Origin of the sequence: Streptomyces sp. HNM0574 (assembly GCF_012726235.1) — a bacterium.
Lineage (GTDB): Bacteria > Actinomycetota > Actinomycetes > Streptomycetales > Streptomycetaceae > Streptomyces.
Genome location: NZ_JAASAH010000009.1, coordinates 49,125 through 63,327, shown reverse-complemented (window position 1 = coordinate 63,327; position 14,203 = coordinate 49,125). Strand labels below are relative to the sequence as shown.

The 14,203-nt window shown below is 71.0% G+C and carries 19 protein-coding genes and 2 pseudogenes; 8 read left to right on the top strand and 13 right to left on the bottom strand.

Annotated features, from left to right (window positions below; all coding sequences use genetic code 11):
* The first annotated feature begins 12 nt into the window (after positions 1-12).
* Together HCC30_RS16915 and HCC30_RS16910 are read left to right on the top strand one after the other, a co-directional pair.
* Positions 13-663, top strand: coding sequence for a helix-turn-helix domain-containing protein (locus HCC30_RS16915; protein WP_169443399.1), 651 nt, complete (start codon positions 13-15; stop codon positions 661-663).
* Positions 664-695: 32 nt separating this feature from the next.
* Positions 696-1,163: a DUF3291 domain-containing protein gene (locus HCC30_RS16910; RefSeq protein ID WP_169443398.1), complete on the top strand. Its 468-nt coding sequence runs from the start codon at positions 696-698 to the stop codon at positions 1,161-1,163.
* Here HCC30_RS16910 and HCC30_RS16905 read toward each other — a convergent pair.
* On the bottom strand, positions 1,147-1,674 hold the full coding sequence (locus tag HCC30_RS16905; protein WP_206323949.1) for a DapH/DapD/GlmU-related protein: 528 nt from the start codon (positions 1,672-1,674) through the stop codon (positions 1,147-1,149). The two genes, HCC30_RS16910 and HCC30_RS16905, sit on opposite strands and share 17 nt — an antisense overlap.
* Before the next feature lie 114 nt (positions 1,675-1,788).
* Between HCC30_RS16905 and HCC30_RS16900 the strand changes: the two genes are divergently transcribed.
* Together HCC30_RS16900 and HCC30_RS16895 are read left to right on the top strand one after the other, a co-directional pair.
* Positions 1,789-2,718, top strand: a complete 930-nt coding sequence (locus HCC30_RS16900; RefSeq protein ID WP_169443396.1) for a LysR family transcriptional regulator — start codon at positions 1,789-1,791, stop codon at positions 2,716-2,718.
* A gap of 360 nt (positions 2,719-3,078) precedes the next feature.
* Positions 3,079-3,375, top strand: a complete 297-nt coding sequence (locus tag HCC30_RS16895; protein ID WP_169443395.1) for a DUF1330 domain-containing protein — start codon at positions 3,079-3,081, stop codon at positions 3,373-3,375.
* A gap of 13 nt (positions 3,376-3,388) precedes the next feature.
* Here the strand turns inward: HCC30_RS16895 and HCC30_RS16890 are convergent, their stop codons facing one another.
* The 6 genes and pseudogenes from HCC30_RS16890 to HCC30_RS16865 form a co-directional block, all read right to left on the bottom strand.
* Positions 3,389-3,898 carry a GNAT family N-acetyltransferase gene (locus HCC30_RS16890; protein WP_169443394.1) on the bottom strand — a complete coding sequence of 170 codons (510 nt, stop codon included), beginning with the start codon at positions 3,896-3,898 and terminating at the stop codon, positions 3,389-3,391.
* 177 nt (positions 3,899-4,075) lie between these two features.
* Entirely contained in the window at positions 4,076-4,453 is a 378-nt protein-coding gene (locus HCC30_RS16885; protein ID WP_169443393.1) for a nuclear transport factor 2 family protein, read from the bottom strand.
* A gap of 186 nt (positions 4,454-4,639) precedes the next feature.
* Positions 4,640-5,302: pseudogene (locus HCC30_RS16880) on the bottom strand (nucleotidyltransferase domain-containing protein); the annotation flags it as partial.
* A 23-nt stretch (positions 5,303-5,325) separates the two neighbouring features.
* A pseudogene (locus tag HCC30_RS29200) lies at positions 5,326-5,595 on the bottom strand (IS5/IS1182 family transposase); the annotation flags it as partial.
* A 184-nt stretch (positions 5,596-5,779) separates the two neighbouring features.
* Positions 5,780-6,001, bottom strand: coding sequence for a DUF397 domain-containing protein (locus HCC30_RS16870; RefSeq protein WP_169443390.1), 222 nt, complete (start codon positions 5,999-6,001; stop codon positions 5,780-5,782).
* Positions 5,991-6,854 carry a helix-turn-helix transcriptional regulator gene (locus HCC30_RS16865; protein ID WP_169443389.1) on the bottom strand — a complete coding sequence of 288 codons (864 nt, stop codon included), beginning with the start codon at positions 6,852-6,854 and terminating at the stop codon, positions 5,991-5,993. The genes HCC30_RS16870 and HCC30_RS16865 overlap by 11 nt, the downstream gene beginning before the upstream one ends.
* A gap of 335 nt (positions 6,855-7,189) precedes the next feature.
* On the opposite strand from HCC30_RS16865, the gene HCC30_RS16860 reads away from it, so the two are divergent.
* Both HCC30_RS16860 and HCC30_RS16855 read left to right on the top strand, forming a co-directional pair.
* Positions 7,190-7,639, top strand: a complete 450-nt coding sequence (locus HCC30_RS16860) for a hypothetical protein (RefSeq protein ID WP_169443388.1) — start codon at positions 7,190-7,192, stop codon at positions 7,637-7,639.
* 105 nt (positions 7,640-7,744) lie between these two features.
* A complete protein-coding gene (locus tag HCC30_RS16855; RefSeq protein ID WP_169443387.1) occupies positions 7,745-8,098 on the top strand; it encodes a hypothetical protein in 354 nt (117 codons plus the stop codon).
* 48 nt (positions 8,099-8,146) lie between these two features.
* On the opposite strand, the gene HCC30_RS16850 is transcribed toward HCC30_RS16855, so the two are convergent.
* Positions 8,147-8,755 carry a dihydrofolate reductase family protein gene (locus tag HCC30_RS16850; RefSeq protein WP_169443386.1) on the bottom strand — a complete coding sequence of 203 codons (609 nt, stop codon included), beginning with the start codon at positions 8,753-8,755 and terminating at the stop codon, positions 8,147-8,149.
* Positions 8,756-8,912: 157 nt separating this feature from the next.
* Between HCC30_RS16850 and HCC30_RS16845 the strand changes: the two genes are divergently transcribed.
* Positions 8,913-9,923 (top strand): questin oxidase family protein, encoded by a 1,011-nt coding sequence (locus tag HCC30_RS16845; protein ID WP_169443385.1) that lies wholly within the window; start codon positions 8,913-8,915, stop codon positions 9,921-9,923.
* A gap of 29 nt (positions 9,924-9,952) precedes the next feature.
* On the opposite strand, the gene HCC30_RS16840 is transcribed toward HCC30_RS16845, so the two are convergent.
* The 5 genes from HCC30_RS16840 to HCC30_RS16820 are packed head-to-tail and all read right to left on the bottom strand — an operon-like array spanning position 9,953 to position 12,348.
* The gene (locus HCC30_RS16840) at positions 9,953-10,222 is read right to left on the bottom strand and encodes a hypothetical protein (protein ID WP_169443384.1); all 270 of its coding nucleotides are present in this window, start codon (positions 10,220-10,222) and stop codon (positions 9,953-9,955) included.
* A 4-nt stretch (positions 10,223-10,226) separates the two neighbouring features.
* Entirely contained in the window at positions 10,227-10,727 is a 501-nt protein-coding gene (locus HCC30_RS16835; protein WP_169443383.1) for a hypothetical protein, read from the bottom strand.
* Entirely contained in the window at positions 10,724-10,951 is a 228-nt protein-coding gene (locus HCC30_RS16830; RefSeq protein WP_169443382.1) for a helix-turn-helix transcriptional regulator, read from the bottom strand. Before HCC30_RS16830 ends, HCC30_RS16835 begins: the two co-directional genes overlap by 4 nt.
* The gene (locus HCC30_RS16825; RefSeq protein WP_169443381.1) at positions 10,951-11,448 is read right to left on the bottom strand and encodes a DUF2975 domain-containing protein; all 498 of its coding nucleotides are present in this window, start codon (positions 11,446-11,448) and stop codon (positions 10,951-10,953) included. Before HCC30_RS16825 ends, HCC30_RS16830 begins: the two co-directional genes overlap by 1 nt.
* A 57-nt stretch (positions 11,449-11,505) precedes the next feature.
* A complete protein-coding gene (locus HCC30_RS16820) occupies positions 11,506-12,348 on the bottom strand; it encodes a MerR family transcriptional regulator (protein WP_169443380.1) in 843 nt (280 codons plus the stop codon).
* A gap of 297 nt (positions 12,349-12,645) precedes the next feature.
* On the opposite strand from HCC30_RS16820, the gene HCC30_RS16815 reads away from it, so the two are divergent.
* The gene (locus tag HCC30_RS16815; RefSeq protein WP_346776671.1) at positions 12,646-14,091 is read left to right on the top strand and encodes an amino acid permease; all 1,446 of its coding nucleotides are present in this window, start codon (positions 12,646-12,648) and stop codon (positions 14,089-14,091) included.
* Positions 14,092-14,203: the final 112 nt, after the last annotated feature.

Below are 14,203 nucleotides of genomic sequence, written 5' to 3'. Positions count from 1 at the left end.
TAGGCTCGGAGGGTGACTGCTGACGACTCCGCCGACGACCGCACCCTCGACGTCCTGGGCGTCCTGGGCGACCCCGTGCGCCGCCGCCTGTACCGGTACGTGGCCGCAGCGCCCGACGAGGTGGGCCGGGACGCGGCCGCCGAAGCGGCCGGGGTGTCCCGCTCCCTGGCCGCCTTCCATCTGGACAAGCTGGCCGAGGCCGGGCTGCTGACGGTGTCCTTCCGGCGGCTGTCCGGACGTACCGGGCCCGGCGCCGGGCGCCCCGCGAAGGTGTACCGGCGCTCCGAGGGCGAACACGCCGTCTCGCTGCCGCCCAGGGCGTACGGCGACGCCGGGCTGCTGCTCGCCGAGGTGCTCGAAGAGGCGGGCCTGGACCGGGAGTTGCAGGCGGCGGCGCGGGCCGCGGGCGCGGGGGCGCCGGACGCGGCCGCCGACGACGTCGTGGAGGCGCTGCGCGCCCGCGGCTACCAGCCCTTCTGGGACGGGGGGACGCTGCGGCTGCGGAACTGCCCCTTCCACGCGCTGGCCACCGAGTTCCCCGCGCTGATCTGCGGGATGAACCTGGCGCTCGTCGAGGGCCTGGCGCCCGGCGAGTGGTTCCCGTCGATGGACCCGTGCCCCGGCGGCTGCTGTGTGTCCCTTTCTAAAAAGAAAACTGATTGACTATAGAGAACGGGCCGGGCCATGCTGGGCCCATGACTGAGTCCCACCTGGCCCAGGTCAACGTCGGCCGCATCGTCGCCCCGCTGGACAGCCCCGAACTGGCCGGTTTCGTCGCCCAGTTGCCGGAGATCAACGCACTCGCCGACCGCAGCCCCGGCTTCGTCTGGCGCCTGGTCGACGAGGGCGGTGAGGAGGCCACCGGCATCCGCCCCGAGGGGGAGGACGACTACCTGCTGATCAACTGCTCGGTCTGGGAGTCCGTCGAAGCGCTCCGGAACTTCACCTACCACAGCGACCACCTGCGCGTCCTCGGCCGCCGCCGCGAGTGGTTCCACCGCATGGCCGAGCCGCACCAGGCCCTGTGGTGGATCCCCGCGGGCCACCGCCCCACCGTCGCCGAGGCGATGGACCGGGTGACCCGGATCCGCCAACACGGCCCGGGCCCCGACGCGTTCACCTTCCGGGACCCGTATCCGGCGTCCCTCAGCCGATCGTCCTGACCACCCGCGCGGGCACGCCCGCGACCAGGGTGCGGGCGGGAACGTCGCGCGTGACGACCGCCCCGGCGGCGACCACCGCGCCCGCGCCGACGGTCACTCCCTGCGTGACGGTCGCGCCCGCGCCGATCCAGACGTCGTCCTCGATGACGATCGGGGCGAGGGAGAGGTACGCGCGGCGCTCGGCGAGGGGCAGCGGGTGGCCCCCGGTGATGAGGCTGGCCTTCGGGGCGATCATGACGTCGTCGCCGATCCGGATGCCGCCCCTGTCCATGAACGTGCAGCCCTGGTTGACGAAGACCCGCTCCCCGAAGGCCGTGTGCAGCCCGCACTCGGTGAAGAACGGCGGGTAGACCGTCACCGACTCCGGGAGCGGACCGCCGAACACAACGGAAAGGAGTTCCGCGCGGCCCACGGTGTCGCCGAACGGCAGCACGTTCAGCCGGGACGTCGCGTCGGTCACCTCCGCGACGCGCTCCATGTGGCGGGCGAATTCGGGTGTTTGGACATACATGATCTGCTCGGTACGCGTGGACATGCGCCGAGCTCACCACCCAGCGGAGCGCCTGATCAAACAACCGCACGACCGGCCCGTAACAACCCATCGTTGTGAAACTAGGCTGGGTGCGTGGATGTGGAAGCGCTACGGACGTACGTGGTCGTCGCCGGCAGCGGCCAGTTCCAGGCGGCGGCGGACGAGCTCGGGATCAGCCAGCAGGCGGTCTCCAAACGGATCGCGGCACTGGAGAAGCACCTCGGGGTGACGCTCCTGGTGCGGACCTCCCGCGGCTCCCGGCCGAGCCTGGACGGGCAGGTCCTCCTGCCGCACGCCAGGAAGGTCCTGGCCGCCGTCGCGCAGGCCGAACAGTCCGTGCGCCCCGGCGGACGGCCCCTGCGCGTCGACGTCCTCAACCGGCGCATCGCCCCGGCCCAGGCCGTCTACCGCTTCTACCGCTCCCGGCCCGGGACGGAGCTCGACGCCGTCACACTGGGCGAGGAGAACGCCGCCCAGGCCGCCCGGGCGGTGCTCGACGGGACGGTCGACGCGTCCTTCCGCGCCCTGCCCGGGGGCCGGGTCCCGGCCGGGATCAGCGCCGAACGGCTCCTGGACGCGCCCCTGGAGCTCCTCGTCGGCCCCGCCCACCCGCTGGCGGACGCGCCCCGCGTCCGTCCGGCGGAGCTGGCGGGCCACCGCATCTGGATTCCCGGGATCAGACCCGGCACGGAGTGGGCGGCGTACTACCAGGCGCTGTCCGAGACCTTCGGCCTGAGCGTCGACGCACTCGGCCCCCACTTCGGCGACGAGGCCCTCATGGACGCCCTCGCCGACTCGGCCTCCCTGGCCACCCTCGTCGGCACCGGCGACCGCTACCTGTGGCCCCACACCCACGACCTGCGCCGCATCCCGCTGCACGACCCCACCCCGGTCTACCCGCACACCCTGCTCTCCCGCACCGGAGACCGGCACCCCGTACTGACCGCACTGCGCGACCACCTGCGCACCACCGCACCGCCGGCCCCGGAGGACGTGTGGGTGCCGGACTGGACGGGGCACTGAGCGGGTGGCGGTTCCGGCGGGCACGTCAACTGCTCCTGCCCGGCGCCGGATACGCGGGCTGCCGGGTGCCGACGGGGAGCGGGTCCGTCCGTGCAGGCCCGGGGTGCTGCGTCAACTCCCGGACATCGCACGGAAGTTGCCCACCGTCCGGGCCGGCCGCCTTCCTTCCCTCGCGTGCCCCATAACCTCGGCTCCGGGCACCCCGCGGTATCCGCATCCTCCAACGCCGTCCGGGCAGTGCGAGTGCGGCCCGCGCACTCCTTGCGCTCCGGTTCGCGAAGCACCACAGTGCTGCCGACACCCGCTCCCGTCCGAGCGACCCCGTACGTCAGATGTCCTCATCCCGACACTGGAGGGTCCATGCCCAAGGGCTACTGGGTCAGTTCCTACCGCACCATTTCCGACCGCGAGAAGCTGGCCGCCTACGACAAGCTGGCCGGTCCTGCGGTCGAGGCCGGGGGCGGCCGGCTTCTCGCGGCTCTGGACAGCCGAGTCGTGGCGCACGACGACGGAGTCGCCGAGCGCACCATCCTGATCGAGTTCGACAGCTTCGAGCAGGCCGTCGCGGCGCACGAGAGCGTGGCCTACCAGGAGGCGCTGGCCGCCCTCGCCGACGGCGTCGAGCGCGACTTCCGCATCGTCGAGGGCACGGACTGACCTTGCGTCGACGTCATCCCCCGACGCTCCGGTGCCACCGGACTTCGCCGTCGTGCCACTCCTCGGTGGGCGTGAGCCCGGCGGCGGTGGCGACGGCGGCGGACGCCCGGTGCCCGGGGTGGATGTGGGCGATGACGGTGTGCACCGGCCTGCGGCCGATCCAGGCGACGAGTCCGCGGACTGCCTCGCCGGCGATGCCGCGTCCCTGCCACGGCGTCCCCACCACCCAGGCGATCTCGGCGACGGGACCGGGGCCGACCGTCGCCTGGACGGTGCCCGTCAGACAGGACTCCTCACGGAGCCGGATCACCCGGTTCAGCCAGGAGACGGCCGGGTCGGGACAGCCCGCGGCCAGGCGCCGGTAACGCGAGCGCAGGGCCTGCGGGGTGTCCGGAGCGCCGCCGGTGAAGGTGTGCAGGGCCGGGTCGGCCGGCACGGCGGCCATCTCCCCGGCGTGCTCGACCTCCAGCGGCAGCAGACCCAGCCGCCCGGTACTGATGACCTGCTCCGCGAGGGCATTCACGCCGCTTTCTCCCTGGGACGTTCGATGTGCCCAGGCCGTGAACTGCCCGTCCGTGGCGCCGGATACGAAGGAATGGCAGGCGTCGTACGGGGACTCGGTCCGACGCGGAAAGCCGGTCGTGGGAGAGCGCAGGGCGACAACCGGCCACCGGGCGAGGGGTCCTGGGGCGCCCTCGGCTCAGGACGTGGACGGCTCGATCTCCCCGGCGAAGACGATGATCTGGTCGACGAGGCCCCGTCGCAGATGGACGACGTCCGTTCCCGCCAGGCGGGGGCCTCCGTCGGGAGTGGTGAAGACCCACTGGTACCGGGCCCATTCGTCCGGCATGTCCACCGCTGAGCAGCGCACCATCGTGCCGCTGCCCGCCGGGTGACGCCGGATCTCCAGCACGAACCGCTCGACCTCCACGATTCCTTCGCTGCGGCCCAACGGCCCCCAGAAGACCACGTCCGAGGTCAGGGCCTGGGAGAGCAGGTCAGCCACGTAGCTGTCGTCCGAGGTGTTGAACGCGGAGATGAATGTGTCGATCGCAGAGCGTGCGGCCTCTTCATGCATGCCCCAGTAATATCAGCCGTTTCGCGTGCGCTAGTCCCCTGAGCCGCCGCCGTGAACCGTGCCGAGGGGAACGTCTGCCACGCGTCGCCGTGGACGGCCCCGTCGTCTGCGACGTCAGTAGGTGTTTTTGAACCTGCCGAGATCCCGTGGCCGCTGGCATCGGCTCTGACACGGGTGTTCAAGGTGTCAGCGGTCGACGTAGCCTTCGCGGAGAGGGCCGCCTGTCAGGTTCAGCACTCGCATAGCTGAGGTTGTCAGCGATGTCGGGTCAGCGTGCCTGGCCAGGGCGAGGTGTCCGTCGAGTAGGTGTTGGCCGAGGTCGGGATCGGCCGCTTTCAGGCGCCTGGGCAGCCATTTTCCGGCGCCGTTCCACGTGCGATGGTGCGCGGTGAGCAAATGTGCCGCTTCGCGCAGGACTCGGTCTGCCACCGCCAGCTGTTCGTGAGGGTCGCTGGGGCCAGTGTCAGTGAGGTCGTCCAGGAGGTCTGTGAGCAGGGCTCGCTGGGCATCGCGCTCAGGCCCTGTCAGGGGATCCGGGCCTGCCGTCAACAGGGCTTTCGCTTCTTGTCGGAGCGCCTCGACATGACCGTCGTCATCGTGGAGAACGATGGAATCGGCGAAGAGGAAGAGTGCTGTCGCCCTGCGCGTTGTGCGGCTTTCCGCGAAGGCGGTTCGCAGGTCGGAGCGGCTGTTGAGAAAGACCTCGGCCAAGCGGCCGTCATGACGAAGCACCTCACGACGTCTCATGCCGTGATCGGGGAGAAGGACTGTGATGTCGAGGTCGCTACTGGAAGTGGACTGACCGCGGGCGGCAGAACCGCCCAGCACCGCTCCGGTCGCTTCCGGATAGCGCGCGGAAACGAGTCCGGCAGCCGCCCGGACGTCTGCGGCCGCTTGGTCAGAACCGAGCCAGGGGCAGGGGTCCGGCTGGGGATTCATGGCCGTCATCGTGTCAGGTTGGGTCAGGGCCGCTTCGTCCAGCTGTCGGTGCGGGGTCCTCTGCGGGTGATGCGCCGGGTCATCAGGGTGATGGCGGCGCAGGTGATGAGGGTCTCCGAGTGCTGGATGAGCCGCTCGTAGTCGCGTGCGTGTCGGCGGGCGTTCATCATCCAGGCGAGCGATCGTTCGACGACCCAGCGGCGGGTTTCCTGCGTACGCACGGTCGCCCCCCCCGCGAAGAAGGTCAGGCGGAGGCGATGAGGTCGAGGGTGGTGAGGAGGCCACCGGCAGCCGCCCGGGAGAGCACAGGACGACAACCGGCCACTCAGCGGAAGAGGGCCCCGCCAACGCGCTGTTGGCGGGGCCCTCCCTGTCACCGTGCGAGCTCTAGGCCGTGAACCGGCCTGCCTTGGTGTACGAGACGAACTCGTGCCAGGCGGCGGCACCGAACACGACCGCGGGGCCCTGGGGGGCCTTCGAGTCCCTGACGGGCACGCCTGCCGGGTGCGCGTCGGAGACCTCGACGCAGTCACCGTTACTACCGCCGCTGTAGCTGGACTTCCTCCAGCCGGACAGAGTCGAGGCGTTGGGGATCGTCTTAGTGGGCATTTCCATGTTCCTCCGCTACAGCCCGAATCCGGGCCAGGGACTGCTGCTGCGACATCGCGTCGCTCAATGCCAAATCGTAGGCAGAGTAATACTCATCGACCTCACGTTGGCTGTCCACCACACGACCGGTCGCCAGCCCTTCGACGTAGGCAGCGGGCCCTGTGTCAGGGAAGGACATGAGAGTGACGGCGCCCTCCATGAGGGCGTGGGCCCCTGCTCCGTACGGCAGCACGTGGATGCGGAGACGGCCGGAGGCTGCGATGTCGGCGATCCTGGTGAGCTGCTGCGCCATTACCCCGGGGCCGCCCACTCTGCGGTGCAGTACGGCTTCGTCCAGCAAGCTCCAGACCACCGGGTTCTCCGGATCGTCCAACAGCCGTGATCGCTCTATGCGGTTGACAACGAGTCCGTCAAGGTAATCGGGCGTGTGGTTGGGGCGGTAGGCCGCGTAGATGGCGCGGGCGTACTCCTCGGTCTGCAACAGCCCGGGAACCAGGAGCGGGCTGAACATCCGCAGCTCCTTGGCATGCTTCTCCAGTTCGGCCGCTTCCTGGAAGTGGTCGGCGTACTTGGGTTCCAGGTCCTTCAGCCAGCGTTCGAACCAGCCGTCAGCCCCCAGCGCCTTGTCGATCCGTTTCGCGTCCTCCACCGTCGGCAGGCGTCGCCCCGCCTCGATGTGGCTGATCAGGCTCGCTGAGCAGTAGAGGATCTCGCTCAGTTCCTCCTGGGTCATCCCCGTGCGCTCACGGCGCAACCTGAGTTCTTCCCCGTATTTGACTCGGGCCGACGACGTTTCCTCGCCGGTTCCGTATTTCTCCCGTGCGGTCTTGCCGCGCTTCTGTGCGGTGGCCATCCCGGTGCCTCAACTCCCTGGCCTGACAGGCGCCTTGTCATGGTGTCGCCCCTGGCAGCGTAGCCACGGGAGCACCAGGCTGTGAGCAGTTCGGCACAGAGAGCGAAAGGTGCGAGTGCGGCAATGACGTGCGCAGAGACGGTCGGGGAAGCGGGGCGGCTCGTCAGGGACGAAGCCACTCTGCGGGTGGGGGTCCTGATGTACATCGGTCCGTGGCGCGACCCCGGCACGAGACGGGCGTACGACGTGGCGTTCCTCCGCCCGGAAGGCGGCGGGTGCGAGTGGCTGACCGGCCCCGGTGCTGTGGTCCCTCTGCCGGTCTCGGAGGAGGCGGAGTGACACTCGTGATCGCACCGGGGGGATTCGCCCCGTCGGTCAACTTCCGGCAGTGGCGGGACAGCTGGCCGCTGCCGGCTCAGCGGGACGACGGGAACGCGTGGGTGCGCGGGCTGTGCATGCTGTACTGCCGGAACAGGTGTGCGGACGTGCTGTGGCTCGGGCCGGTGCGGACGCCGGGCGCGGCCGGGCAGGTGTACGCGTGCGGCGCGTGCCTCGCCGAACTCGACCACATGGTGCGGCTCCAGAACGAGGCGCTGGACGCCGTGCCCAGGCGGCACGGGACGGCGCCGGGCGCGGACGTGAACCTGTCGCTCCCTCCGCACCGGCCCCGAACCGCCCACGAGCCCCGGGCCGTTGACAAGACCGCGTACCCGGCGTCCGGCGGCCGTCACCGCCGCCGGCGCGCGTCCGTCGCCTCGCTGCTCCCGTGGCTGCGCCATGGCTGAGACGGCGGAGAAGAAAACGTGCACGCATCCGGAAACGGAGAAGCGCGCCGGGAAAATCCACTGCGCGCGCTGCCACCGGCAGATCTACCTGTAATGGAGCGGGAATTGCCGTACAGCGAATGCGGGGAACGGGTGGTACTCGGGGCGCCGTTCCTCCACGTCGTCCCCGCCGTCCCGTCCGGAATCACGGACGGGATGCTGATGACCGACGAGTCGGGCGGAGTCACCTGCGAGATTTCCGCCGGCCACCTCGGCGACCATTCCGGCCCGGCCCGCGAGACCGACCCGCACGGCTACGTCTGGATCTCCTGGAACCGCGAACTCGGCATCACCGGAATCCAGTTCCGCGAAAAAAACTGCCCCGCGAGCCACGGGGAAACCCCCACGGAAAGCCAGGCATGCATCCTCTACCTCGGACACGAGGGCGCGCACACCAGTGCCCCGGGCGGCCCGGTGTGACGCGGGGGCGTCCGCCACCCGCAGATGCTCCCCCCCGGCGCCCGCTCATCAGACCTCGCGCCGGCGATAGCGGATATGGGTGGTCAGCGGTGAGTGGAGCACCTCGACGGGGTCGAAATCGAAGGATTCGATGCCGTCGAAGAGGCGTTCGCCGCTGCCGAGGAGGACGGGGGCGATGTCGAGGGTGAGTTCGTCGATGACGCCGGCGTTGAGTGCCTGGCGGACAGTCGAGGCGCCACCGGCGATGTCCACGCCCTTGCCGTCGGCGGTTTCGAGCGCCTGCGCGTACGCGGCGTCGAAGCCTTCGGTGACGAAGTGGAAGGTGGTCCCGCCCGCCATCCTGATCGGCTCGTGGGCGTAGTGGGTGAGCACGAACACCGGGGCGTGGTAAGGCGGTTCGGCGCCCCACCAGCCGTCCCACGCCTCGTTCCACTCGCCCCGGACCGGCCCGAACATGTTCCGGCCCATGACGTAGGCGCCGCGCGGGCGCATCAGCCAGCTGTCGGCCGTCCGGTCGGCTTCGGTCGCGCGCGGATCGCCGATGTGCCAGCCGTGCAGCTCCTGGCCGCGCGTGCCCAGCGGGTTCTCCCGGCTCTGCTCGGGTCCGGCGGCGAAACCGTCGAGCGAGATCGACATGTGGCAGGTGGTGTCGGACATCAGCTTCTCTCCGAAGTAGCAGTGATCGGACCGCACGGCACGGATACAGACTGGCAGGGGCGGCCGAACTCATCGCACAAGCCGGGCAGGACCTAGGCCGGGTGCCTACGTCTCCAGCCCGTTACGCCGCCCGGCGCCCCGCCCTAACGTCCTCGCCATGGATACGACAGGGACCCTGGACGAGGCGCTCCAGCGGCTGCACGGCTCAGGGCCGGAGCGGCTCGGACGGCTCACCAATCACGCGCCGATGGCCGTCGAGGCCCTCGCCGCTCACGGACAGGCGCGTTCGGTGCACCGCTGGCTCGATCTGTACGCGGACAAGCTGGAGGAGTTCCCGTCCGGCGTCGAGCCGGTCACGGCCGGCAACTGGCGTTCCGCGCTCGGCGACCCGCGCCGTGCGGCCGACTGGATCAGCCACTTCGAGCGCGAGATCGCCGCACGCCCCTGGCGCGAGGTCCTCACCCAGTGGTGGCCGCGTCTCCTGCCCGGCATGTACGGCGGGTCGACGCACCCGGTGATCCGCGTGGGCCATGCCGTGCGCACGCTGTTGGCCGGCGAGAGCACCGCACCCCGGCTGGCCGAACTCGCCCACGGCCTCGGCTACTGGGCCGCCCGCCACCGTCCCGTCGCGGGGCTCGCCCAACTGCCCGGCGCCGACAGCGCGGCCGCCGCTCTCGACGCGGTCCCGCCCGTCGCGGTACGGGAGGGTGAGTTCCCCGCCAGGCTCGACCGCGTCCGGGGCCTGCCGGTGTGGGCGGCCGAGGTCACGGACCCGGGCGACGCGCGCCGCCGCCTCACCGAACTGGTACGGGCGGCCACCCACCGGTACGCCACCCACGGCCACGGTGAGGAGACGATGCTGGTCCACGCGGCCACGGCGCCCAACGCCGTCCTGCGCACCCTGCCCGCGCTCCCGCACGCCCTGTGGGTACCGAGCCTGCGGGCCGCCTGGACGGCCTCCGCCGCGGTGACCGCGATGTACGCCCCCGACACCCCGGTCGCCTGCACCCCGCCGGGCACCCGCACTCCCGAAGAGGTCTTCGAACGGGCCCTGGAGCACGGCGACGAACACGTCATCAAGCTGACCGACACGGCCCTCGACTTCGCCGACGAACCGGCCCTGGCGGCGGCCCTGCGCGCCGTCGAGCTGAGCGAACCACTGAGGTAGGCGCACGGCCCGCCACGGCGTACGCCGGGTCACTCCGCCTCCCGCGAGACGGTGAGCGGGCACGGCTTGGCGGTGCCCGCCGCGCGGAGGGCGTCCAGGGTGATCTCGGTGATCCAGGCGGCGGTGCCGAGCGTCCACTCGCGGGTCTCGCAGGCGAAGGACAGGGTGGGTTGCATGCCGCCGGTGAAGAGGTTCTGTTCCGGTGGCTCCAGCGCGAGGCCGGTAAGTTCCGTGGCCGGACGAGGAGTTGTGGCCCGGAAGGCGTCGAGTCCGTGAGCTCGTTCCGTGGCGGCCGGCACGGTGTCAGCGGAGGCCCTGACCTCCCGGGGCTGCCCGGCAGGCACGGTCACCGCCAAGGGATTCACGTCCGTCCGGGTCGGAAAATGCGAACCAGCCCGCCGCCACGGCCCGCGGGACGCTGCTGTCGACGGTCAGGTGGGTGGGCGCGGGGACGTGCGCTCCGGTGAGGCGGACGTCACCGATCCGCGTCAGACCGTCGTGCAGGACGGTCATGGCGGGCAGGCGTTGGTTCCGGAGCTTCTCGACGGTGCACTGCAGCCGGCCGAGTTGACGGACCCGGCCGTCCTGCGTCCAGTCCTCGCCCGCGTCGCTGTGCGCCCAGCGCTGTCCCGCGAGTCCCGCACCGGCGCCCAGGTGCGTCGAGCTCCATCCGTACGCCTCCGCCCGGTCCACGGCGAGCCCGAACATGTCCGGAACGTCTTCGCCGCCCGCGTCCTCGATCCACGGGTGGGTGCGCAGGGTGCCGTGCAGTCCGGCGAGCAGGGTCGGTGTCCGTCCGTTCATGAGTCCGCGTCGGGCGCCCCGTCCGGGACCCAGCGGAGGATGTCGGCCGGCTGGCAGTCGAGGGTGCGGCAGATGGCGTCGAGGGTGGTGAAGCGGATGGCCTTGGCGCGGCCGTTCTTGAGGACGGCGAGGTTGGCGGGGGTGATGCCGACGGCGGCGGCGAACTCGCCCACGGACAGGCGGCGTTCGGCGAGGCGGCGGTCGAGGTCGACGACGATCGCCATCAGACGACCCCGGCCATCTCCGCGTCGAGCTCGGTGGCCCTGCGCAGCAGGCCCCGCATGACCAGGGTGAGCATGGCGAAGGCGGCGCCCGTGGCGGCGGCCACGACCGCGGCGGCCAGGGCGCTCTCGACGTCCATGCTGTCGCCGGGGGAGGGGATCTCGGCCACGGCCAGGTGCGCGGCGGCACCGGCCGCCAGCACCGTGGCCACCACGGCGGCGCCGATGACGACGTCGACCCAGCGGAAGGCCAGCCCCGTGAAGATCGCCCCCTGCCGGACCATGCCCAGCAGCCGCCACACGGCGACCAGCGCGACCTGGACGCAGGCGACGCCGAGGATCGCCACCGTCACGTAGGGCGTGGCGAACGGGGCGTACGCGGGGAAGAGTTCGACCTCGGCGGCGGCCGTCGAGGGGATGACCACGATCTGGCCGAAGAAGCCGAGCGCGACGGCCACCGCGATGCCGGCCCGGAGCACGCCGGTGAGGAAGGGATGCATCTATCGATTGTCGATCGGTATCTATCGAAAATCAATAGGTGAAGATGGCGGCACTGGTCAGGAGCCCCCCACGCGCGGCGCCCCCTCCTCCGGGAACGCGCCGCGCAGTTCGTCGTTCAGGGAGCGCTGGAAGGCCGTCACCAGCGCCTGGAGGACCATCGGCTGCATGTGCGCGGAGAGCGTCTTCATCCGCTCGACCTGCTCCGGGTCCGCCTCCTTCTGGCGGTACGGGCGCCACACCTCGTCCTTGAACAGCCGGCTCAACTCCCGTGCCGCGGACCGCGTGTGCTCCAGCACCACCTCCCGCGCCGCGACGATGCTCTCCTGCGAGATCGGCACGTCCAGCAGCCGCACCCCGAGGTGCACCAGGCCCGGGTCGACGCGGAAGACGCCCGGGTCGTCGGTGGCGGTCAGCACGTTCATCGCCTCCAGACGCTTCAGGTCGTCGTCCCCCAACTCCCGCCCCACGCGCCCCTCCAGCTGCTCGCGGGTGGCCTCGTCGACGGTGTCCGGCATCCAGGAGGCGACCAGGGCGCGGTGTATCGCCAGGTCGTGCGGCGAGACGTCGTCCGGGAGGCGCTGGAGGTAGCGCTCGATGGCCGAGAGCGTCATGCCCTGGTGCTGGAGCTCCTCGATCAGCGCCAGCCGCGAGAGGTGCTCCATCCCGTAACGCCCCACGCGGCGGGGGCCGATGGCGGGCGGCGGGAGCAGGCCCCGGGTGCTGTAGAAGCGGACGGTGCGTACCGTGACGCCGGCCCGCGCGGCGAGCTGGTCGACGGTGAGGTTCTCGCCGTCGGCGGTGCCACCCGCCGTGCCGGGACGCGCCGTTGCCGCCGCGCCGCCGCCCGGCTCGCCCGCGCCGGCCTGGTCCGCGTCCGCCCGTGCCGCCTGCCCGTCCATCGCCCGCGCCTCTCTGCCGACGTCCTGTCCGCTGTCCGTACCACGGCCAGTGTGCGGCAGGGTACGAAAGCCGTTCAACAGTACTGGTGTCTCACCACATTTGCCGCACACGGGGAGTACGCGGAAGGCAGGTGTGACCCATACCACCGCATGGTCCGGGGCCCCGGGGAAAGGCGTGGTTTCGGCCACCGGGGCCGGACCGCCCCGGACGGCGACAGGCGAGACCGGAATGAGTTGAGACCGATCGTGAGCAGACCATCCGCCCCGTTCTCCGGCGCCCCGGCGCAGGAACCGCCGGTGTCGAAGACCGGGGGTGCGGGCCTGGCAAGTGCTCCCGACGCCGGGGACATCGGCTACAGCAAGGACCTCAAGGCCCGCCACATCAACATGATCGCCATCGGCGGCGCCATCGGCACCGGCCTCTTCCTCGGCGCCGGCGGCCGTCTCGCCCAGGCCGGGCCCGCGCTGGCCCTGGCGTACGCGGTGTGCGGGCTGTTCGCCTTCTTCGTGGTGCGGGCGCTCGGCGAGATGGTGATGCACCGGCCCTCCTCCGGCTCCTTCGTGTCCTACGCGCGGGAGTTCCTCGGCGAGAAGGGGTCGTACGTCGCCGGGTGGATGTACGTCGTCAACTGGTCGACCACCGGCATCGCGGACATCACCGCCATCGCGCTCTACACCCACTACTGGAGCCTGTTCAGCGACATCCCGCAGTGGCTGATGGCGCTCGTCGCGCTCGCCGTGGTGCTGGCCATCAACCTGATCTCGGTGAAGATCTTCGGCGAGCTGGAGTTCTGGTTCGCCATCATCAAGGTCGCGGCGATGGTGCTGTTCATGTGCATCGGCATCTTCCTGATCGCCACCCGGCACCCGGTCGGCGAGGGCACGCCGGGGCTCGGGATGATCACCGACAACGGGGGCTTCTTCCCGGAGGGCGTCGTGCCCGTCGTGCTCGTCATGCAGGGCGTCATCTTCGCGTACGCCTCCGTCGAACTCGTCGGCGTGACCGCGGGCGAGACCGCCGAACCGCACAAGGTCGTCCCCAAGGCGGTCAACGCGATCATGTGGCGGGTGGGCGTGTTCTACGTCGGCTCCGTCGTGCTGCTCGCGCTGCTGCTGCCGTGGAGCGCCTACAACGACGGGGAGAGCCCGTTCGTCACCGTGCTCTCGAACATCGGCGTCCCCGCGGCCGGTGACGTGATGAACCTCGTCGTGCTCACCGCCGCCGCCTCCAGCCTCAACTCCGGCCTGTACTCCACCGGACGCATCCTGCGCTCGATGGCGATGTCCGGCTCCGCGCCGGGCTTCACCGGCCGGATGAACAAGAGCAAGGTGCCCTACGGCGGCATCCTGCTGACCTGCGCCGTCTGCGTGCTCGGCGTCGGGCTCAACTACGTCGTGCCGGGCAAGGCGTTCGAGATCGTGCTGAACATCTCGGCGCTGGGCGTCATGAGCACCTGGTGCATGGTCATGCTGTGCCACATGGTTTTCGTCCGCCGCACCCGCGAGGGGCTGCTGCGGCGGCCGTCCTTCCGGCTGCCGTGGTCGCCGTACACCGAGATCGTGACGATCGTGTTCCTGCTCTGCCTGATGGGGCTGATGTGGAACGACACCGCGATCGGGCGGCCCACCCTGATGATGGTGCCGGTGCTGGCGGTGTTGCTGACCGGTGGCTGGTTCCTGGTGCGGGGGCGGGTGGACCGGATCGCCCGTGCGCGTGCGGAGGGTCAACACCCGGTCGAGTAGCGGGCGTTCGGGCCGGTGCGTGCCTCGCGGGCCGCGGGGCCGTCGTGGCCGGTCGCGCCGTTCCCCGCGCCCCTTTGCGCCGTTCCCCGCGCCCCTTGTCGGGGCGCGGGGA